Source organism: Microcoleus sp. Pol7_A1 (assembly GCF_036701085.1).
In the GTDB taxonomy this organism is placed as follows: domain Bacteria; phylum Cyanobacteriota; class Cyanobacteriia; order Cyanobacteriales; family Microcoleaceae; genus Microcoleus; species Microcoleus asticus.
Genome location: NZ_JAUBQD010000017.1, coordinates 18,291 through 37,839, shown reverse-complemented (window position 1 = coordinate 37,839; position 19,549 = coordinate 18,291). Strand labels below are relative to the sequence as shown.

The following is a 19,549-nucleotide window of genomic DNA, read 5'->3' as shown; positions in this document are numbered from 1 at the left end:
ACCCTGTTTTCAACTGTTTATTGGCTTACCGATCGCCTACTACTTCCCCTTTGCCTGCCCCAACAGCGCCTTATAATCAGCTCTGTCAGGATTGAGCTTCACCAACTTCTCCAAAGGCTCGATCGCCCCCACCTTATTATTCATCTGCAACCGCACATTTGCCAAGCCCTCCAGAGCCGTCTGATTCTGCGGTTCCCGCTGCAAAACCGTCTCATATCCCCTTTCCTGCGCCGCCAGCAAAGACTCCTGAGAAACAGCCATAGGCGTCGGCTTTTGTTGGTGCTGGCTGCTCAAACCGCTGCTGAACAGACTGAAAATACCAAAAATCGCAGAACCACCAAACGAAACCATTGATACTAACGCAAAAATCTGCTTAATTCGATCGCTCCGATGAACCGGACGAGCACTAGATTTTTTCTGTGTACTTTCCATTGCTAACTCTTGGTTTCGCTGTTTTCCAGGCACTCAAGAAGCGCCTATATCTAGATTGCCCAAGTTCGATCGCAAAACGATCGCCTTTCGCCATTTAAAATTTGAGAGCAATTTTAGCATTTACACAAAACCTGAGATTTGTCAAGGACATTTAGGTAACAATAACACGCGATCGAGTTCGGTGAATGGCGATCGCACCCTTACTTTTTAGCCGTTACTCTCAGGCTATTCGCCAAACCGACTCGGTAACACGCTAGCAAAGATGCGAGTTCATGAGCACGCTGGCATTCCGCTTCTAGTGCTGAGGCTAATTCATCAGAAAGCAGTAATTTTTATCGATTATCTTCCCGAGCAAAAACAATGAGTTTTTAATTTATTTATCAACGGAGTTGCAACAGTTCACGGCGACTTTCAGTAATCAATTGATAGCTATCTTCCTGTTGGTAGTATTGAGATCGATCGCCCTTTTGAATTCCTTAATTGCCTCAACATGACTCGGCATATGAACACACCTGACGAGTAAACCAATATCGAGTTGTGGGAGCAATTGGGAACTTGCAATCTCTTCGTATGCTTGCTGGCTGAGAGCATACAGAGACAGTCGGCTGTTTTCCCAAAACCAGAATTCAGGGATTTGCAGCCGTTTGTAAGCCTCTAGCTTATCAATTCAGCCGCTAGTGACGACTACTTCGATCGCTAAATCGGGACGTTCTCTCTCAGCACCCAATTCGTAAGACTTGTCTGCTTCACACTTCACCAGTCGCGATTCATTTTCTAATGTCAGAGACTCCGTAGGGGTGAAATCGATTCCTGCCGCCATCATGTAAGTTTCTACCAACGCACCGATACGTCCTTTGGCTGTTTCGTGTTTTCTTCCAGGCTTTTTCTGAATCTCCAGTATCCCATCTAAAAATGACAGCCGAACTCCTGAAATATCCAGCACCGGTTCTAAGGTTTTGAATTGTTCCCAAGTTAACCCTGGAAATAGCAACGGCCGATCTAATTTTTCTTCTAATGTTGTTGCAGTCATGCCGATCGCTCCTTAATTGTGGTTATTTTTAATCTAAAACGCCCTTGCTGACTCGATTGTGCAATCAAAATGGGATTGGATTAAGGGCCCAAAGGTCGATCGACCTTCCACACCTTCAAATGCCATCAGGATCGATACCCTGACTTCTCAAGTATGCCATTAGTCGATCGACCCTCTGGCGTTCCTCTTCGACCCTCTGGCGTTCCTCTTCGGCCCGTTCCGCACCCCACAGCAGCAAATTGCCATTCTCATCCCACCAACGCAACCAATAACCCGTTCTCTGAGATTTTTTACCTTCCCAAAGCCCCAGAAATAAACCCATTGATTTTATCCAGAATTGCTGATTAGCATCCTGTTCTTGCAATTCGTATTCTCCAGAAGTCGAGAGTCTGTACACTTCCAACACTCCCGATTTAGGTTCAAAAATTACATAGATCGGTACTTGCAAAATTTGCTCGTAAAACCGCCATTTCCCGTAAGGATATGTCGGTTTATTTGAATATTCACTGCCGTCAGTATCCGATAAAAATTCCATCACTACTGCGGGTACTTCTCCCTCAGCATTGGGCGTATAGCTGCAGCAAATTTCTCCTGTTTCTGTTGGCAATACCGAGGGAACCTACACCCAATCCAGTGCTTTTACTACTGTTTTGTCGTTAACTTTGGCACAGAGTCCAAAATTGGAAGCTATTAGCATTAAAGCTAGGATAAATCCTGCGAGTTCCAAGGCTTCTCGGAGGGCCGTGGCTAAAAGTGGTTGGTCGCTGTTTTCCACAGGATCGTCTGGTAATTTAAAGTCATCTGGCAATTTTTCTCAAGTTATAGTATACTGGTTTTTGGTTGCGTCCGGTTTCGATAATGTTTGCGTCATTAGGTTTTCCTTATTTCGATAGAAAGAGTTTTTTGTTAATAGGATTTGGACAATAACTTTAATACCTGGTGCGAAAGTCGCACCTTATTAACTAGCTGTAAGTGGGGTGCGTATTGCGCTGGTTACTAACTAAAGTAGCTTGCGAATCTTGTTGTGCAATTGCGGTTATTCAATGATACCATGTTTTAAGGGGTGTTTTCTGGAGCAACTTGTTCTACTGATCTTGCAGTTTTAGAAGGTATAACAGGCAATTTTGGCTGTTTTTGCAAGCGAGGAAATCCAGGCTCTACTGATGGATTTCTGGCAGTTTTACTCGCATTTACTTTCTCAGAAAGGGGAGCTAATGTTTGAGTCACTTTAACTTGCTGTCGCAGTTGTTCTGTCGAACCCAACAAGCCTCCTAATCCGTTGAACAACCTGCGAATATTGTTGCGGAAAGCCGGATCTCCCGTCAAATCATCCACGTCGGAAGTAATTTTCTGGACGTTCTGAAATGTAGCTCGTGCAGAATCAAGAGTTTGCTGCAATAATAGCAAAGTGGCCGGATTGTTTACCTGGCTGGATAAATCTCGCAAATTACCAGAAGCTTGGGCTGCATTCGCTGATAAAACTTCTAAATTGTTCAGCAATTGTCCTTGGTTGATTCGATTAATTGTCGGACTCAAACTGCTGACAGCTACCCGCAGTTCCTGACTGCTTTGATTGATGTTATTCAGAGTTGAAACTAAACTGGCGCGGTTGGTTGCTACTAAAGAATTGAGTTGGTTAGCTGTTAATGTAACTTGATTGGCTGCTTGAGTTACTGAATTAGCAGAATTTATCGCAGCGGCAGATACGGCTTTTGTGGAAGTGTCCGCCGTAGCTGCTACTTTAGAAATATCAGCCGCGACTCCTGATATTTCCCCTTTAAGCGATTGATTTAGACTGCTTGCCTCTCCCTTTAATGATTGATTTAAACTATTAACTTCTCCCTTTAAGGATTGATTTAAACTTGTTAAATCGGTTTTTATTGATTGATTTAAGCTGCCAAGGTCTCCCCGTACAGATTGATTCAAAGTTTTTATTTCGGTTTGGGCAGTTTGAGTTAAATTTGATAAATCTTGAGTGAGTTTAGCAGCGCCTTTAGCTGTGTTAGCTGTATTTTCTGCCAGGGATTTAATATTGTTGAACAGCGCGGGGTCAGTGTAGAAATTAGCTAGGCGGACTGTGGATTTAATTAGTTCGTCGATAGTGACTCCAGCTTGACCTTTTAAGCGCGAATTTTGGCAGATAATCTCTGGGGGACAGTCGGCACTAACGGGATTGGCGGTAAGTAATGATTCTGGCAAAATCGAGTTGGGGGTAATGTCGATCGACGATTCGCCAATTAAACCGGATTTATTCGCTTCGATCACCACATCCCGGGGAATCACTAAAGTACCGGGGGCAATCTCCAGCGTCACGTCTACGCCGTTGGAACCCGGTTTGAGGGCGGTAATTTTACCGACTGCAACTCCGCGATACCTGATGGGCGTGCCTATTTGCATTCCTTGGGCGCTGGCAAATTCTACGGCGAATTTGTAGCTGCGGTTGCCTACCTGCACGCCCCGCAACCAGAGCACTAAACCACCAAATAAACCGATTCCTACTAAAATTAAGAACCCGACAGAACCTTCTCTTACAGTTCGCGATTGCATATTACCTCATTAGTCATTAGTCATCAGTCATTAGTCATCAGTCATCAGTCATCAGTCATCAGTCATTAGTTGCTAGTTGTTAGTCATTAGTTATTTGTTGTTAGCACTCAGTTATTGTTTGTGATTTATTGCTCGTGATTTTTAGGGGATGATCCGATAGAGTGTATGTAGGAGTTTAATTGAGGAGCTAAGTCATTAATGATTGCTGTGAATATATTGACTTGTTCAAGAGTTAAAAGGTTTCGAGTGTAAGCTCGTCTCAACCAATGTTGAGTTTCATATAAAGAACCTCTAGCTATCTTGACAAAACGTTTATTGTATTGATAGCTGCCTCGTCCGACTCCTTCTGCTATGTTAGCACCGATGCTATCGGCTGAACGGACAATTTGTTGGTCGATCGTATTTTTGGCAAATGGCTCCCAAGTGTTAACAGCTTTCCAAATTTCATCAGCTAGTCGTTCTGATAATTTATAAACCCGCAATTCCTGAAAATTTTTTGTAGCCATATTACCCTCGACTTTAATAACTAATGACTGCTGACTAATGACTAATGACTAATAACAATTGACTATCCAATCACTTGAATTGGGCCAGTAACGCTGCCGCTAAAAAATTGTTGAATTAACAAATTATCTGTTGATGCAATATCGCTGACAGTTCCCTCCCACTGCACTTTGCCTCGATAGAGAAACACGATGCGATCGGCAGTGCGGCGGATGGTACTGTCTTGGTGAGTAACGATCGCATAAGTGCTGCAAACACCTTGGGCCGCCTGCAACTCGCGGATTAAATCTTCAATTACCGTCGAAGCGATCGGATCTAAACCCGCCGTCGGTTCGTCGTACAGCAAAACCTCTGGATTATCCCTGTCATTATCAGGATTTGCCATGATGGCGCGGGCAAAACTTACCCGCTTCCGCATTCCCCCAGACAACTGCGCCGGATAGCGTTCGCCAATTCGCGGCAAACCCACCATCTCCAACTTTTCCTCCACCAATTCCCGAATGCGGCGGCGCGGCAGCTTAGAATGCTGGTAAAGTAAAAAACCGACATTCTCCTCCACCGTCAGCGAATCAAACAAAGCCGCTTGCTGAAACACCATCCCAATTCCGATCGGATCTGCCACGTCGTCCACCCATCCGACCCTGCGCTGTCCCTGAACGAAAACCTCACCGGCATCCGGGGCCAACAAACCCGCAATTATCCGCAAAATCGTAGATTTCCCCGTCCCGGAAGGGCCAATAATTGCCAGGGCCTCTCCCCGATAAATCCTCAGATCTACTCGATCGAGGATCGGGTTCTGGCCGAAGGACTTACTTACCCCCTTGAGTTCGATTAGTGGCTCAGCCATAGGATGTTATCAATAAATTATCAGTCCTCAGTCATCAGTCTAGCTAATGACTAATGACTCATGACTAATGATTAATGACTAATGACTTAAATTGACTGCCAGAATCAAAACTCTCTTGTATTGTAAATTTGTCAGCTTGAGCTGTTCCAATACCCTTAAGACTAATTAACCATGTCAATTAGTTCACTTCCTAAAGCCCTCCGCGTCTTGGCTAAAGCCAAGCAGGTTTTTGCCCAATCCAGAAATCCTTACCCCCCTTCTTTGCGGAACGGGCGAGTTCACCAGTGGTTTAAGTGGTTAGCCCCCGGACTGTTGGTGAAACGGTGGCTGCTGATCAGTGCCAGCGGCGTGGTACTTGCCACTTTGGGTTTAGCGATTTGGACTGGGATGACTCCCATTTTCTTCTTATTGCAATTGTTGAGAAATTTTTTGGCGTGGATTGCCGAAGTTGTTCCCAATTACGTGTCGGGGCCGCTCATCATTGTTGGCGGGATTTTGTTAATTCTGTGGGGGCAAACTCGCAGTTTGAACTCTATTACTCAAGTGCTGATGCCCGAAGGGAATGAGGAATTGGTCGATCGCCTCCTCAACCACCGCCGCTTGCACCGCGGGCCGAAAATTGTGGCACTTGGAGGCGGTACGGGCCTTTCTAATTTGCTCAGGGGATTGAAGGATTACAGCGCCAAAATCACTGCTATTGTCACGGTGGCGGATGATGGGGGGTCTTCCGGGCGGCTGCGGCGGGAAATAGGGGTATTGCCGCCGGGAGACATTCGCAATTGTTTGGCGGCTTTGGCAGATGAGGAAAAGTTATTAACTGAGTTATTTCAATATCGCTTTCAGGCCGGTGACGGTTTGATGGGTCACAGTTTTGGGAATTTGTTTTTGACGGCGATGAGCGATATTGCTGGAGATTTGGAACAGGCGATCGCCGCGAGTTCTAAAGTTTTAGCAGTTAGGGGAGAGGTGCTGCCGGCTACTCTGAGCGACGTGTCTTTGTGGGCAGAACTCGCTGACGGCCGCAGGATTGAGGGGGAGTCCAGCATTACAAAAGCTAACGGAAAAATCCTCAAAATAGGCTGTACTCCTGCTAATCCTCCGGCCTTACCTAGGGCTGTGGAAGGGCTTCGGGAAGCGGATTTTATTATTATTGGGCCAGGGAGTCTTTATACGAGTGTGATTCCGAATTTATTGGTGCCGGAAATTGCTGATGCGATCGCCAACAGCGAAGTTCCGCGCATTTATGTGTGCAATATTATGACTCAGCCGGGGGAAACTGACGGATACAGTGTTGCAGACCACATTCGGGCGATCGACCGCGCTTGCGGCCGGCCTCTGTTCGATGCTGTAGTAGTTCAGGGAAAAGTCCCTTCTGCAAAGGCTTTGATCCGCTATTCTCAGGAGAATTCTTATCCGGTTGTACTCGATCGAGAAGCCGTAACGCAATTGGGGCGGCGAATTGTCATCGCAAACGTGATGGATGAAGATAAAAATACGGGTTTAATTCGCCACAATTCTCAAAGGTTGGCGGGGATGTTGCTGCGTTGGTACGGTCGCGCCCAGAACATTTAAGCTGCTGACTGTTAACTGTTGACTGTTGACTGTTGACGGTGCAGACTAATGTTATTTGTTATTAGCAGCCCCAAGCGAGCAACTAATGACTAATGACTAATGACTAATGACTAATGACTGATAACTAATGACTAAGATGATACTTTCTCTTCCAGATGCTGAAGCTACGCGCAAGTTGGGCGTATCATTAGGTCGATCGCTCCCCCCAGGCACTGTAATCTTATTACAAGGAGATTTAGGTGCTGGCAAAACTACCTTGGTTCAAGGTATCGCTGAAGGTTTAGGAATCTCAGACTCGATCGAAAGTCCTACTTTCACCCTGATTAACGAGTATTTTGCAGGGCGAGTTCCGCTGTACCATCTCGATTTGTATCGACTGGAACCCGAAGAAGCCGAAGCTTTGCACTTAGAAAGTTATTGGGACGGGTTAGAAAGGGATTTGGGAATTGTGGCGATCGAATGGGCGGAAAGATTGCAGTACAAACCAGAGAATTATTTGCAAATTTATTTGAGTTATCTAGATAACGGGCGGCAAATTGAAGTAATTGGTAATGGGGACTTATTGAATTGGCAATTGGAAATTTGAGAAAAGGCGATTTTCTTCGGGATAGCTGCGCTCGCGCTTACTTACTGCGGACGGTTGACACGAATCAATTTACCTCTCAAAGTTTCCTCAATTGAAATAGCATCATTGATGCGTGTTGCCAACCTTTCTAGATTTTTATCGTCTGTACACACGATAATACCAGTATGGTTGGGTTGTTGAGCGTGCAAACGAATGAAATGCCGACGATTTTGCGTCATAACGGCCCGATCGTTATTCACAGCAAAGGCTAATACTTCGGGGTCATCATCTCCGGCATTTCCTGCCTCTTGAATAGTCAGGGCATCGTGACCGAAATTTCGCAGTAATGCCACAACAGGAAACGGGAACTGTTCATCTGCATAGAGACGTGCCATAAATTATACTTCCTGCATCATTGCTGCTGCTTCTTCTCGGAGTGCTGTTTCAATTTCTTCGGAGTTAGCCTCAGCATAAGTCCAGACATTTACTAAGTTTGCAGCATTCAAATGGGGATAAAATTGTAGAAGTTCAGCATCGCTTGAACCTTGACGGCGCAAACTCACGAACAGCCAAACGGGAAGTCTAGTTTTGGCAATGCAAGCATCGCCGCCACACACGTCGGGAGTTTTGGTAATTCCTGGCCAGCTATTGTTTAAACTTTGGGTTAAAAGCCGGATGGCTTCAGCTTTCTCAGTCGGAGTTAAGGCCAGGAGTTGTGTTTCTAGTTCTTGGAGAAGCATGGGTAATATCGCCTTTGCGATGCAGGAATACCCAATTATAACATTTGAGTTAAATTCATGCTTACTCAGCGTCAAATGTCAAGGCTTCTCCCCTCACATTTGTATCCAACTTACCATTCTCAAACACAACTTTTCCTCCAACAACAGTCACAACTGGCCACCCTGTCAAACTCCAACCTTCAAAAGGACTCCAGCCGCACTTGCTCACCATTTCTTCTCGCACCACAGGTCGATAATTCTCCAAATCTACTAATACCAAATCGGCATCAAAACCCGGAGAAATCTCCCCTTTGTTGGGAATTTTATAAGCCTTAGCAACTGCCGCCGACATCCAATTAGCAACTTGCGCAACCGTACATCTTCCCTCTACTGCTTGCGTCAGCATCAAAGGCAAAGAAGTTTCGACTCCCGGCATTCCAGACGGCGTATTCGGATAATCTTGAGCTTTTTCTGCTAATGTGTGCGGCGCGTGATCGGTGGCGATAAAATCAATTACGCCGTCTAATAAAGCTTGCCAAAGTATTTCGTTATCGCGGGGTGCGCGCAAAGGCGGATTCATCTGAGCTAAACTGCCAATTTTTTCATAGGCGCTGGTATTTAACAACAAATGCTGGGGCGTCACTTCCGCCGTTACCCAACTCGGTTTTTCCTGACGCAAAAACTCAGCTTCATCCCCAGTTGAAAGGTGCAGAATGTGCAGACGGCGCTGATATTTATTAGAAAGTTTTAATGCTAGCTGAGTTGCTAATAAAGCTGCTTGATTGTCTTGAATTTGCGAGTGCACGGCAACATCGGAAATCCCGGCAAATTCCTGACGCCTCTGGTTGATTCTAGCTTGGTCTTCTGCGTGCACGGCAATTAGTCGATCGCCCTTGGCAAAAATCGCCTCTAAAGTTGCTTCTCCATCCACCAAAAGCTGTCCGTGCATCGAACCCATAAAAACTTTAATTCCCGGAGTCGGATTCGCAGTCAACAAATCCGGCAAATTTTCGGCTGTTGCACCAATAAAAAAGCCGTAATTCACCAAACACTTCTCGGCAGCGCGACTTAGTTTATCATCTAAGGCAGCTTGGGTTGTTGTCAGGGGTCGCGTATTCGGCATTTCCAAAAATGAAGTCACGCCGCCTTTAGCGCAAGCACAGCTAGCGGTAAACAAGTCTTCCTTGTGTTCTAAACCCGGTTCTCGGAAGTGTACCTGGGGGTCAATGACTCCGGGTAACAGAGTTAAGCCTTTCGCATCTATTTCTCGATCGCCCGATTCGGCAATGGACGGAGCAACCCGAACAATTTTGCCCTCGCAGATTTCCACGTCCCCTACTAAAAACTCGCCGTTGGGCAGAAGAACGCGAGCGCCGCGGATTAACAAACTTGATTTGGTCAGCATAAGCTATAATTAAATGAGTAAGGTGTGTGTCAGCCTGGAAAAATTTTATCCTCAAAAGAGTTCTGTCAATAGTAAGAAATATGAATGCGAGTTGCGCTCAGAAACTCGGTTTATACGGAAAATAAGAGGTTGAGGACGATATATCTATGTAAGAAACCGGGTTTCTTACCTGGCGCGTTTGAGGTAACAGGCAGATGCCTGTGAAGCAACAAATATTTTTTTTTAGGAGGCGGCACTCCTAGCCCGCTCCTAAAAAGATTATTTCAACACAAATAGAGGTTTTGCAGTCGTCTGCAGGGCCAATGCAAAAACCCACCCCGCCGGCGAAGATTTTGTAGATTTCCTGAAAAAACTCCGAATTAAGTTTATAATTTGTATCCAGCCCAGTCACTTAATACTTATGACTCGTCTAGACAAGTCAGCCGACGAAAAACCTCCGCAAGACACCGAAAATCCTTGGATAGAAGGAATTAAGACGATCGGCTTAGCAGCATTTTTGGCCTTTGGCATCCGCACCCTGGTTGCCGAAGCTCGCTACATTCCCACCGGCTCGATGCTTCCAACCTTACAAATTAACGATCGATTAATTATAGATAAGGTGAGCTATCGATTCCAAGAGCCCCAGCGAGGAGATATTATAGTGTTTATGCCTCCCGATCCAGCTAGTTTGTGCACGGGACAGCCGCCGCCGATCAAAGATGCCTATATCAAGCGAGTGATCGGACTTCCAGGAGACACTGTGGAAGTTAAACAGGGAAAAGTTTTTATTAACAAGCAGCCGCTACAGGAAAAATATATTGAAGAAATTCCACAGTATCCCTACGGGCCTGTAGTTGTAGCTCCAAATTCTTACTTGGTGCTCGGCGACAACCGAAACGCAAGCTGTGACAGCCATTATTGGGGCTTTGTACCGAGGCAAAATATTATCGGTAGGGCAATCGTCCGTTTTTGGCCGCTCAACCGCACAGGTTCGATCGATCCCACGCCCATTTATCCCCCTAAAAATTAGCTACAACCCGCAACCCGCAGATTTTCATCTGCGGTTGTCAGTTTAAAGTACCAATTACCTATTAGCCATTTCCCACGACCAAATAATTAATGGTTAAATGAGATTTAGTATGAGGTTTCGCGATCGAGCACTTTCACAACTTTGTTATACATCTGCTCAGCTTCTTGCTGCGAATTGCCGATACTCGTCAATCCCAATTTGCCAAACTCCGACAAACAGCCCATTAAATGAAACACACTGCCCGTCTCAGTACCGGTGTCAAAATGCAGTTGATTGTCAGCAATAATATCCATCAAATCGTTCGGCAACAATCCCCGATAACGCTCTTTTTTCAAATTGTCGGAAGCAACATAATATTTCGGACGGCCCTGCTGACTGTAAAACAATCCCGTAGTACGCTCGTACCGACCGTTTGTTAACAGCTTCAAAGCCATAAACGGATGAGTTGTGCCTCCTTTCCGTAAGTTAATTTCTATTGCTTGAAGATCCCATTTCCCATCGGATTGCTTTACCGCGAGAAAATCCACTCCAAATCTCTCTAAAGCACCTTTTTTAGCTAAGTTTTGCCCTACTTTCCATCCCAATTCCTGCAACGCTATTCGATAAGATTCGTCCGCCGGAAATCGGCAGCCTAAGAAAATTTGACCGTCTGGGCCTCCTAAAATTTGGTCGTGGGTTGAGAGAATTTCTACTTCGCCGCTGGGGACAATTCTGCCTTGAACGCTGGGCGAGAACTTTTTTTCTCCTTCGATAAATGCTTCGGCAATTGCTCCTAATTCGGGAATGCGACTGCTAAAATTTTCCCAGGTTTCGCCTGTGGATTGAAAGCGTAAATTATGGAAGCTGTCGCCAATTGCCTTCGCTCTTTCTGTAGGTGCTTTACCTGCGAGTGGCTTCAGATCTAAAATTGCATTCCCTTCCCCCGAAAAACCTTCATTTAACTTAATTACCATCCGCTGCAAATGCGGCTGCCTTTCCCACAGCCCGGCCGCAGCTTCCGCTAACTCTTCCGCATTCCAAACCAACTCGGAACCGTCAGGACAAGGCACGCCACATTCTTTAAAAATTTGCCTGCTACCGCTTTTTGTTCCCCAGTATAACAGATCGGGATCGCTGGCCCACAAAGGAATCCCCAATTTAACAGATAACTCGCGTTCTAAGGGCGTCGAGTTGTAACAAACCATATAAGATTTTGTCGGCCGCGCTGCTTGACGAATGCGCTCCATCAAGCGGGGACGCTCTAAAATTTTCTGGGTGAGGGATTTGGCAGAAGCATCGTAAGCACAAAACAGCAAAAGCCGATCGCGCGCGTGAGAAAACGGAATTCCCGGCAACAATTGCAGGTAATAATCCACAATCATCGGGTGCAAAGGCTCGGAGGTAATGTAAATTAAGCGCGTGCGGGGATTTCGCAGGCGAATCAATGAAAATAAATGCCGCTCTTCGTAGTGGTAAGCCCCCTCAATTTTCAGCATTTCTTGCTGATCTAAGCTGAGAGAAGGAATGACGATAATGTCACAATCTCCGCTGTCGAAGTCTTCGATCGCTCCCCAGCGTTCGCGTAATTCTGTCTGAAGATTGCGAAATTGCTGTGCGGATTCGGAAGATGAATTATTTAACTCTTGCATTGCGTTTTATCCTAAGTATTCAAATAATTATTGCTGATTATGTCAAATGCGTCCGCCCAAATACCTGAGACAACTGACACAGTTTTTTTCTGACGCACTTTAGCGGGAATTTTGACAAAAATGCCCCAATAGTGATTTAAGGTGTGTCAGTCGAAATATTTGAGGCAACTCAAACAGTTTTTTATGACCCCGCCCAAAAACGAATACCGTGCCACGTACTCCTGTCGTGAAAATCCAAAAATTTTAGACCAAAGTTTAATCTCCCAGATTTATCTGTGGAATAAATCTAAAATCTAAAATCTAAAATCGGCTGACGTACCCTACCGGGGACGAGCGTCCATTTCTGTCAAGCTGCTCTAAGAAGCTCGCCGCACTCGAAAAAGTCTGGCATACTCCAATATTGGATCTAAGCGGCGTTGATTTTGCTTGAGTGCCGATCGCAATTTTTCCGAAGGGCGGAATACCAGGGGAGCCGAATATTTGTTCAGCATCTCCATATCTGGCGACTGGCTCAGCAGCATCAGCCGCACGTCTTTGTCAAGCAAATAACTCAGAGAAAGCAAATCTCCCATGTTAGTAAAATCGTTACCGCGATCGCTAATTACAATTGTATCTTTAATCGATCGGTTAGCTATCGCCTCTTTGTTAATAATTTTCGCAACTTCAGCATTAAAATAACTCAAGTCTTTGCTCCACCAAGTATCAGAAAAAGCGCTGACCGTACAGGATGCTATACTTGCTGTAAATACCAAGGCTAAAATAACTTGCCAAAACCGCTCCTGAGTTTTCACGTTACTTGCGAGCAAGTAAGCAACTCCTAGCTGCACTCCCGGAAAGCAGGAAATCAGATAGCGACTGACGGCGGAACGTTTGCCGCCTAAGATTATATCCGGTAACGCCAGGATCGAAAAAGGTACAAAAATTGATGTTAAAATAAACAACCAAGTTGAACTGCTAGTCCAGCGGCAGATTTTGTAAATCGCTGCGGCCATTAACAGCAAAAATGGCAATCTCAGCACATAAGTCCAGATATTATCAAAGCCTAAGTCGAAGTCAAAAAATAATGCTGTAAAGCTGAGCGCCCACAATTTGACAAGATACAGCAAACCAGGAGATACTCGCGTCCAATCTGTCGTAGCTGATGCTCGTTCCAGGTTTGTTGCCAGCACGTAAATCCAGGGAAAATACAATATTAAAGCTGCTATTACTGCTAGAAAAAATAGGGAATTAGTTACGTGACCTTCCAATTCTCTTTTTTTGACAAACAACCAGTAAGCAATTATAAAAACTCCGTGTCCGATGAGAGTTAAACTGAAAAAAGGGTGAGTGTAGAAACCAATGGCGATCGCCAGCGAGTAACACGCCCAATTTTGCCAACCCCGCAACCGCACTGCTCTCAGCAGCAGCCAACTGCTGCCAATAACTGTGGCTGTCAGCAAACTGTACTGCCTTGCTGTCTGAGCAAACAGTATGTCAAAGGGAGATAAAGCCAAAAGTGCTGTTGCTAATAACGCCGCCAAATTCGAGGCAAAAAGTTCCTGAGCTAAAGCGTACATCAAAGGTAGCGACAGCAAACTCAATAGTGCTGGCAAAGTGCGGGATGCTGTTAGAGAACTGCCAAATTGCTGCATCCACCAACGAGCCATGAGAAAGTATAAAGGCGGATGCTGCGGGTCTTCTAGTGCTAAAGAACGAATTGTATCTGCTTCTGTACTTCCCGGTTTAATCCGCTGATATTTTTGCAATTCGGGTGCGGGAACAATCCGGTTTTGGAATAGTTTGTCGTCGATTTCTTGGCGGGTGAAACCAGCAGCGCGGATTGATGTGTAAGCTTCGTCGTGCCAGTAAAGTTTGCGATCGATCTCGAAGAACCGAAATCCGATACCTAGTAAAATGCCGATCGCCAATAAGCTCATCAGCCAGCGGGAATTTTTGGTATTAACAGATGTGTCTTGATGTGTTGTAGATCCCATGCTTGTCCTAATTGTGGCGATTCCCTGCGGGATAGCTACGCTTCACGGAATTTGGCACTGTAGACCATCTTAAACCTCACTCCGAGAGCGATCGATACCTAGTACATACCCCAACAGACAATAATTCTACCCTCTGCCGGATGCTGAATACCTTCTAGATCCGAGCCTTGTGAAAGCTGGCTCAGGCTGAACCACCCCTAAAATCAAGAATCTTCAACCAGATCCTCCCAGAACCTCCAGACCCCAAAAATAACTGCTAACATACGTGTTGTACAGTTAATCAACAAGCTCCGCAAGGGGTCTACCCGCATACCGCAAATGGCAAAAAAAGAAACGTCTATAAAAACTTCCACTGAAAACTCAGAAAAGCAAAAAGCCCTAACTTCCGTACTGTCCCAAATCGAGCGCAGCTTTGGCAAAGGGGCGATCGTCCGATTGGGAGACTCCACTCGCATGAGGGTAGAAACCATTCCCACCGGAGCCCTGACACTGGACATTGCTTTGGGCGGCGGTTTGCCAAAAGGCCGAGTCATTGAAATTTACGGCCCGGAAAGTTCCGGTAAAACCACTCTAGCTCTCCACGCGATCGCCGAAGTCCAAAAATCCGGCGGAATCGCAGCCTTCGTCGATGCCGAACACGCGCTCGATCCCACCTACGCCTCAGCTTTAGGCGTCGATATTGAAAATCTATTAGTTTCCCAGCCGGATACCGGCGAAATGGGCCTAGAAATTGTCGATCAACTCGTGCGTTCCGTCGCCGTCGATATCGTAGTCATTGACTCCGTAGCCGCCCTCGTCCCCCGCGCCGAAATTGAAGGCGACATGGGCGACTCCCACATGGGTTTGCAAGCGCGCTTGATGAGCCAAGCTTTACGGAAAATCACCGGCAATATCGGCAAATCCGGCTGTACCGTCATTTTCCTCAACCAATTGCGGCAGAAAATCGGCATAACTTACGGCAACCCGGAAACAACAACCGGCGGCAACGCACTCAAATTCTACGCCAGCGTGCGGCTCGACATTCGCCGCATTCAAAGCTTGAAAAAAGGTACCGAAGAATACGGCAACCGCACGAAAGTTAAAGTTGCTAAAAATAAAGTTGCTCCGCCTTTCCGCATTGCCGAATTTGACATTGTATTTGGCAAAGGCATTTCTACTTTAGGCTGTCTGACTGACTTGGCCGACGAAATGGGAGTAATTATGAAAAAAGGTTCTTGGTATAGCTATAACGGCGAGAACATAGCTCAAGGACGAGACAAAGTGATCCAACACATGGAGAAAAATACCGACTTCAAAAATGAAATTGAGGAGCTAGTTAAAAAGAAACTTGAGACTGGTGCTGTGGTTTCTGCTAATTCTGTTGCCCCTGTTGACAATGATGATGAGGATGTAGAAGATCTAGACAATGTAGAAGATCTAGATAATGTAGAAGATGTAGAGGATTTGGAAGAAATCTAAATCTTTTAGTCAATAAATCCCATAGCTGTTAGAGCCCGGACTTTTTAAAGAAGTCGGGGCTCTGTTTATTCTGTTTTTTTAAGATGTAGGGGTAATATCAAATGCGGTAGCATCGGAATTAATATTACCCACAGCTTTCGAGACCGTGAGTGCAATGCCGTGTCCCTACAATTAATCGCGGTAGGGACACGGCAATGCCGTGTCCTCTATATAATTCCGGTGCAACCGGAAACGATATAAAGCATTTGAGAGAATACAAAGAACCCCGACTTCATCGAAGAAGTCGGGGTTCTAAAATAAGAGTATTTCACGTTTAATGTTGAGGAGTTTGGTTGAAGGAAATCTCTAAAACTTCTATCTGCTGGTTGAGAGTCGCAGAGCGCTTCTGAGCATATTTGTCGTGCAGAAAAATAGTTAAGCCCACACCCACTGGCAAAACAAAATCGGTGCTTACGGCAGTGTCGGATCTGTAATTTACGCCACCCTTTATAGCTTTCTGCCCCAAACAGTTGCAGGCAACCGCAGCTTCTTTGAGGTACTCGGAATTGCTGCTGTAATTGTCTGCTTCCTTTGTGTTTTTATCCTGAAAGAACCGAAGGTTATTGCAAGCAAAGATTTGGCAGAAGAAGCGATGCTGCTGGGCCACTAAATCGCAAATTAAGTTTTAATTAGAACAACTTAGAACAACAGAACACCCAGCAGCCTCACTTCTTTCTTTAAGAAGTAGGGCTTTGAGATGAGCAGCAGTTTATCTATCATTTTTGTCACTTACTGTGGCAAAGAAATTGGCTGAATGTATTGAGAATTAGCGCGCACGTAACAGCCATTTGTTGTCAGCAGCCAGGGTTGATTTTTCTCAATTTTAATGGCATTTGTTCCCCTGAGTTCACAGAAAATTTTATCTTTGTTCGCGCTGTAAACTTGTTTAATTGCTCCGTTTGGCGTCTGGCGACAGTTGAGTTTTCCATCCCGTGAGGTGATTCGCCACAATGGCCAAGTTCCAGAACCAGCAGTTTCAGTCAACCAAGTATTAGCATTGCTAGAAGTATAGTCGCCACTTGCATTAGGACGCGGTAAAGCTTCGACTAAATTTACTTTAACTGTCTTGCCCACAGAAGGACAATTTTCTCCTGCTTTCACCTTCCAAGTAACTTCAGCTCCCAATTGGCTGCTCCTTCCAACTTGACGCGTGACAATGGTAATATCTCCAGAACAAACAATTTTTTTGCCAGGGCCACTCGCACTGTCTTTGAAAGTTCCGTTGTAATAATAAGAGCCTGCTGCTCCTTCGGAACGGGTAACTTTAATATTGCCCAAAAATTCGCGATTGCCTACTTTGGTCAAGTAAAAACTGCTGCGATTGTTCCCTTTTTCTGACAGGTTTAAAGTAGTTTTACCGTTGGGATCAAGATAAGTGGTAGCGCTAGCAGCACTGCACCAAATTAATGACAAAACTCCTGCATTAAACCAAATATTAAGTCGTTTCATGGCAATACCTTTTATGAATTTATACTTTATTATACCTAGTATGTAAATACTTCACCAGTCGCTTAAATGAGTGACACTCATTTGAGCGAATGCGCACTCGTCTGACCCTAGGCGGGGAGCATCCCCGGCATCAACTCTGCATAACTTCACCTTACTTCAGGTCCCTTCAACTCTCTTCACTTGCTAGCACCCGCATCGCTTGGTTTACACGGTTCAACTTCTGACTCATTGCAGCTTCCAATAATGAGCAGCAGAATAAATTTATATACGTAAGTAAGGGAGTTCCAATCACCGCTAGATACTGTGGATTTTACGGTTACTTCCCGGCGGGTCAAGTTGCGGTAACTAACACTAGCCCGATTTTGACAACTGGCAGATTTTACCTCTGAGGCTGTTTGTAAAGAAATGTAAAAGCTCCTGAAAGCCAATTGCTGTGACAGAAAGTACGGTTTCTAAGCTGAGTAGGTAAAAAAAGTCGTCTTGATTCAGCGCAAAAATGAACTTGACAAACACCAATTAATTTGCCCGAAACTTAAATCATTGTTGAAGGGAGAATCAATCATGGCTGACGGTCAATTAGAAGTTATATTAAAGATGGCTCGAACAATTAATCCTCAAATTGAGAGCGATCGACCTTTTGAAATAGACTTGGAAAAATTGCGCCAACTGCCAGCAGGAACATTAGGGTGCGAAGTGGCGCGGTTTTTAGACGAACAAGGCTTTGAGCCGATCGCATCGGGAGACTGGATTCAGCGAAACCACGACGTTTGGCACGTTCTGACCGGTCTTTCAGCTTCAACAGAAGATGAATTGGTACTTCAAGCGTTTACTCGCGCTCAAGTATTTCGTCCTTCCTGTGCGATTTTAGTGTTAGTTGGACTGATCGGCGGCAAATGCGCGATCGGACAAATTATCAAAGGCTTAAAACACGGAAAACTAGCCACTCGGCTAATAGACTGGGATGTTGCATCTGATTGGGAAACTCCTTTATCTCAAGTTCGAGAAAAACTCGGAATTCAACCCTTAATTGATTAGATTTTAACTCGTTACCTCATTGCAAAAGTATGCAAAGCACAAGTGACAAACCGGAAATTAGCCTGAGTCCACGGGAAAGAGCGATCGCCCAATTAGTAGCCCAAGGCCTGCCAAACAAATGTATTGCCAAAAATTTAAATATCAGTCACTGGACGGTTGCTACTTACGTAAGGCGGATTTTTATCAAACTCGGTGTTTGTTCCAGAACTGCAATGATTGCACTGCTGATCCAAGAAAATTTGCTCTGGGATTAACAAACAGTTGAATTTGTCAGATATCAAGAACGGGCAAGATGCCCGTTCCACAAAAATTCAATCTTCTTGTGGAACGGGCATCTTGCCCGTTCTTATTTGCAAGCGTTAATTTTTTTCTATGCCAAAGCCAAAGAAGGAGAAGAATTTCTCAGAAAACTCAGCAATTCTCGATTCACCGTTTGCGGTGCTTCCTGCTGAATCCAGTGACCGCAGTTAGGAACTAATTTCAACTTAAACGGAGCCGTAATTAATCGGTCTAAACCTTCTACAAGTTTGTGGCTCAAAAACGCATCTTCTTCTCCCCAAAGCACCAAAGTAGGTACTGTCACAGGTTCTAATTTCTGTCCCCAATGCCAAAGCCGCTGCGGGTGAAACATCTGCTGGTAATAATTCATCGCCGCCGCTAACACTCCCGGCTTTTCTAAAGCAGTCTGATAAATCTTAGTTTCCTCAGCGCTAAAAGCTCCTTTGCGAACAGCTTGTCCTTGAAAAACATTTTTCACAAAATCTTTCAAGTTTTGCCGGATCAACCATTCGGGAATGCCGGGAACCTGAAAAGCCAAAACGTACCAACTGCGGCGGATTTGATCTAAATTGCTCGCCATTTCCTGCACGAATCGCTGCGGGTGCGGAGCGTTTAAAATTGCCAAGCGGTTGAGCTTTTCGGGGAATTTTTGAGCTAAGTGCCACGCGATCGCACCTCCGCAATCATGACCGACAATATGAGCTTTTGTATAGCCGAGCCGATCGATCAAACCGCGAATATCGGCGCTCAGCGTATCTAAATCATAGCCGCTTGTCGGCTTGTCGGAATCGTTGTAGCCCCGCAAATCCGGCACCACAACCTTGAAATGACGCGCTAAGGCAGGGATTTGATGGCGCCAAGAGTACCAAAACTCTGGAAACCCGTGCAGGAGCAGAACGAGATCGCCTTCTCCTTGAGAAACGCAGTGCAGGCGGATGTTGTTGGTTTCGACAAAAATGTGTTGCTGTTCGGAATCGAAAGAATTCATAGTTGGAAAGTTAGACTTATTTTGGGGAAGTACAGAACCCGCCGACTGGTAGCAGGCTGAAACTGCCCAA

19 protein-coding genes and 1 pseudogene are annotated in these 19,549 nt (G+C 45.4%); 6 read left to right on the top strand and 14 right to left on the bottom strand.

Annotated elements, in window-relative coordinates; all coding sequences use genetic code 11:
- Positions 1 to 39 precede the first annotated feature (39 nt).
- The 6 genes and pseudogenes from QUA20_RS12395 to QUA20_RS12370 form a co-directional block, all read right to left on the bottom strand.
- A complete protein-coding gene (locus tag QUA20_RS12395) occupies positions 40 to 432 on the bottom strand; it encodes a tetratricopeptide repeat protein (protein ID WP_333189127.1) in 393 nt (130 codons plus the stop codon).
- 667 nt (positions 433 to 1,099) lie between these two features.
- A complete protein-coding gene (locus QUA20_RS12390) occupies positions 1,100 to 1,462 on the bottom strand; it encodes a Uma2 family endonuclease (protein ID WP_333189126.1) in 363 nt (120 codons plus the stop codon).
- A gap of 115 nt (positions 1,463 to 1,577) precedes the next feature.
- Positions 1,578 to 2,270 (bottom strand): annotated as a pseudogene (locus QUA20_RS12385) (Uma2 family endonuclease).
- Between the two features lie 248 nt (positions 2,271 to 2,518).
- Positions 2,519 to 4,009, bottom strand: coding sequence for an MlaD family protein (locus QUA20_RS12380; protein ID WP_333189125.1), 1,491 nt, complete (start codon positions 4,007 to 4,009; stop codon positions 2,519 to 2,521).
- Positions 4,010 to 4,134: 125 nt separating this feature from the next.
- Positions 4,135 to 4,515, bottom strand: coding sequence for a four helix bundle protein (locus QUA20_RS12375; RefSeq protein WP_333189124.1), 381 nt, complete (start codon positions 4,513 to 4,515; stop codon positions 4,135 to 4,137).
- Between the two features lie 62 nt (positions 4,516 to 4,577).
- Positions 4,578 to 5,360: an ATP-binding cassette domain-containing protein gene (locus QUA20_RS12370; protein WP_333189123.1), complete on the bottom strand. Its 783-nt coding sequence runs from the start codon at positions 5,358 to 5,360 to the stop codon at positions 4,578 to 4,580.
- 171 nt (positions 5,361 to 5,531) lie between these two features.
- Between QUA20_RS12370 and QUA20_RS12365 the strand changes: the two genes are divergently transcribed.
- On the top strand, positions 5,532 to 6,932 hold the full coding sequence (locus tag QUA20_RS12365; protein WP_333189122.1) for a gluconeogenesis factor YvcK family protein: 1,401 nt from the start codon (positions 5,532 to 5,534) through the stop codon (positions 6,930 to 6,932).
- Between the two features lie 136 nt (positions 6,933 to 7,068).
- Entirely contained in the window at positions 7,069 to 7,518 is a 450-nt protein-coding gene (gene tsaE, locus QUA20_RS12360) for a tRNA (adenosine(37)-N6)-threonylcarbamoyltransferase complex ATPase subunit type 1 TsaE (RefSeq protein WP_172190356.1), read from the top strand.
- 41 nt (positions 7,519 to 7,559) lie between these two features.
- Here tsaE and QUA20_RS12355 read toward each other — a convergent pair whose 3' ends face one another.
- The 3 genes from QUA20_RS12355 to QUA20_RS12345 all read right to left on the bottom strand — a co-directional run bounded on the left by QUA20_RS12355 (position 7,560) and on the right by QUA20_RS12345 (position 9,621).
- Positions 7,560 to 7,892 (bottom strand): DUF5615 family PIN-like protein, encoded by a 333-nt coding sequence (locus tag QUA20_RS12355; protein ID WP_333189121.1) that lies wholly within the window; start codon positions 7,890 to 7,892, stop codon positions 7,560 to 7,562.
- Between the two features lie 3 nt (positions 7,893 to 7,895).
- Positions 7,896 to 8,237, bottom strand: a complete 342-nt coding sequence (locus QUA20_RS12350) for a DUF433 domain-containing protein (protein ID WP_333189120.1) — start codon at positions 8,235 to 8,237, stop codon at positions 7,896 to 7,898.
- Between the two features lie 61 nt (positions 8,238 to 8,298).
- A complete protein-coding gene (locus QUA20_RS12345; RefSeq protein ID WP_333189119.1) occupies positions 8,299 to 9,621 on the bottom strand; it encodes a dihydroorotase in 1,323 nt (440 codons plus the stop codon).
- A gap of 400 nt (positions 9,622 to 10,021) precedes the next feature.
- Here QUA20_RS12345 and lepB point away from each other — a divergent pair, with 400 nt between their 5' ends.
- Positions 10,022 to 10,630, top strand: coding sequence for a signal peptidase I (lepB, locus tag QUA20_RS12340; protein WP_333189118.1), 609 nt, complete (start codon positions 10,022 to 10,024; stop codon positions 10,628 to 10,630).
- Positions 10,631 to 10,734: 104 nt separating this feature from the next.
- On the opposite strand, the gene QUA20_RS12335 is transcribed toward lepB, so the two are convergent.
- Both QUA20_RS12335 and QUA20_RS12330 read right to left on the bottom strand, forming a co-directional pair.
- Entirely contained in the window at positions 10,735 to 12,258 is a 1,524-nt protein-coding gene (locus tag QUA20_RS12335; protein WP_333189117.1) for a peptide ligase PGM1-related protein, read from the bottom strand.
- A 356-nt stretch (positions 12,259 to 12,614) separates the two neighbouring features.
- Positions 12,615 to 14,231, bottom strand: a complete 1,617-nt coding sequence (locus QUA20_RS12330) for a glycosyltransferase family 39 protein (protein ID WP_333189116.1) — start codon at positions 14,229 to 14,231, stop codon at positions 12,615 to 12,617.
- A 318-nt stretch (positions 14,232 to 14,549) separates the two neighbouring features.
- Between QUA20_RS12330 and recA the strand changes: the two genes are divergently transcribed.
- Positions 14,550 to 15,689 carry a recombinase RecA gene (gene recA, locus QUA20_RS12325; protein WP_333189115.1) on the top strand — a complete coding sequence of 380 codons (1,140 nt, stop codon included), beginning with the start codon at positions 14,550 to 14,552 and terminating at the stop codon, positions 15,687 to 15,689.
- 313 nt (positions 15,690 to 16,002) lie between these two features.
- Here recA and QUA20_RS12320 read toward each other — a convergent pair whose 3' ends face one another.
- Both QUA20_RS12320 and QUA20_RS12315 read right to left on the bottom strand, forming a co-directional pair.
- Positions 16,003 to 16,335: a hypothetical protein gene (locus QUA20_RS12320; RefSeq protein WP_333189114.1), complete on the bottom strand. Its 333-nt coding sequence runs from the start codon at positions 16,333 to 16,335 to the stop codon at positions 16,003 to 16,005.
- 122 nt (positions 16,336 to 16,457) lie between these two features.
- Positions 16,458 to 17,177 carry a hypothetical protein gene (locus tag QUA20_RS12315; RefSeq protein ID WP_333189113.1) on the bottom strand — a complete coding sequence of 240 codons (720 nt, stop codon included), beginning with the start codon at positions 17,175 to 17,177 and terminating at the stop codon, positions 16,458 to 16,460.
- A gap of 561 nt (positions 17,178 to 17,738) precedes the next feature.
- Between QUA20_RS12315 and QUA20_RS12310 the strand changes: the two genes are divergently transcribed.
- Together QUA20_RS12310 and QUA20_RS12305 are read left to right on the top strand one after the other, a co-directional pair.
- Positions 17,739 to 18,212: a Coq4 family protein gene (locus tag QUA20_RS12310; protein ID WP_333189112.1), complete on the top strand. Its 474-nt coding sequence runs from the start codon at positions 17,739 to 17,741 to the stop codon at positions 18,210 to 18,212.
- A gap of 29 nt (positions 18,213 to 18,241) precedes the next feature.
- The gene (locus QUA20_RS12305) at positions 18,242 to 18,466 is read left to right on the top strand and encodes a response regulator transcription factor (RefSeq protein ID WP_172191715.1); all 225 of its coding nucleotides are present in this window, start codon (positions 18,242 to 18,244) and stop codon (positions 18,464 to 18,466) included.
- Between the two features lie 116 nt (positions 18,467 to 18,582).
- On the opposite strand, the gene QUA20_RS12300 is transcribed toward QUA20_RS12305, so the two are convergent.
- Positions 18,583 to 19,479, bottom strand: coding sequence for an alpha/beta hydrolase (locus tag QUA20_RS12300; RefSeq protein ID WP_333189111.1), 897 nt, complete (start codon positions 19,477 to 19,479; stop codon positions 18,583 to 18,585).
- Positions 19,480 to 19,549: the final 70 nt, after the last annotated feature.

Excerpts from the sequence above, each read along its gene's own strand:
- QUA20_RS12395 (WP_333189127.1), bottom strand. The coding sequence starts at position 432 with ATGGAAAGTACACAGAAAAAATCTAGTGCTCGTCCGGTTCATCGGAGC.
- QUA20_RS12390 (WP_333189126.1), bottom strand. The coding sequence starts at position 1,462 with ATGACTGCAACAACATTAGAAGAAAAATTAGATCGGCCGTTGCTATTT.
- QUA20_RS12380 (WP_333189125.1), bottom strand. The coding sequence starts at position 4,009 with ATGCAATCGCGAACTGTAAGAGAAGGTTCTGTCGGGTTCTTAATTTTA.
- QUA20_RS12375 (WP_333189124.1), bottom strand. The coding sequence starts at position 4,515 with ATGGCTACAAAAAATTTTCAGGAATTGCGGGTTTATAAATTATCAGAA.
- QUA20_RS12370 (WP_333189123.1), bottom strand. The coding sequence starts at position 5,360 with ATGGCTGAGCCACTAATCGAACTCAAGGGGGTAAGTAAGTCCTTCGGC.
- QUA20_RS12365 (WP_333189122.1), top strand. The coding sequence starts at position 5,532 with ATGTCAATTAGTTCACTTCCTAAAGCCCTCCGCGTCTTGGCTAAAGCC.
- tsaE (WP_172190356.1), top strand. The coding sequence starts at position 7,069 with ATGATACTTTCTCTTCCAGATGCTGAAGCTACGCGCAAGTTGGGCGTA.
- QUA20_RS12355 (WP_333189121.1), bottom strand. The coding sequence starts at position 7,892 with ATGGCACGTCTCTATGCAGATGAACAGTTCCCGTTTCCTGTTGTGGCA.
- QUA20_RS12350 (WP_333189120.1), bottom strand. The coding sequence starts at position 8,237 with ATGCTTCTCCAAGAACTAGAAACACAACTCCTGGCCTTAACTCCGACT.
- QUA20_RS12345 (WP_333189119.1), bottom strand. The coding sequence starts at position 9,621 with ATGCTGACCAAATCAAGTTTGTTAATCCGCGGCGCTCGCGTTCTTCTG.
- lepB (WP_333189118.1), top strand. The coding sequence starts at position 10,022 with ATGACTCGTCTAGACAAGTCAGCCGACGAAAAACCTCCGCAAGACACC.
- QUA20_RS12335 (WP_333189117.1), bottom strand. The coding sequence starts at position 12,258 with ATGCAAGAGTTAAATAATTCATCTTCCGAATCCGCACAGCAATTTCGC.
- QUA20_RS12330 (WP_333189116.1), bottom strand. The coding sequence starts at position 14,231 with ATGGGATCTACAACACATCAAGACACATCTGTTAATACCAAAAATTCC.
- recA (WP_333189115.1), top strand. The coding sequence starts at position 14,550 with ATGGCAAAAAAAGAAACGTCTATAAAAACTTCCACTGAAAACTCAGAA.
- QUA20_RS12315 (WP_333189113.1), bottom strand. The coding sequence starts at position 17,177 with ATGAAACGACTTAATATTTGGTTTAATGCAGGAGTTTTGTCATTAATT.
- QUA20_RS12310 (WP_333189112.1), top strand. The coding sequence starts at position 17,739 with ATGGCTGACGGTCAATTAGAAGTTATATTAAAGATGGCTCGAACAATT.
- QUA20_RS12305 (WP_172191715.1), top strand. The coding sequence starts at position 18,242 with ATGCAAAGCACAAGTGACAAACCGGAAATTAGCCTGAGTCCACGGGAA.
- QUA20_RS12300 (WP_333189111.1), bottom strand. The coding sequence starts at position 19,479 with ATGAATTCTTTCGATTCCGAACAGCAACACATTTTTGTCGAAACCAAC.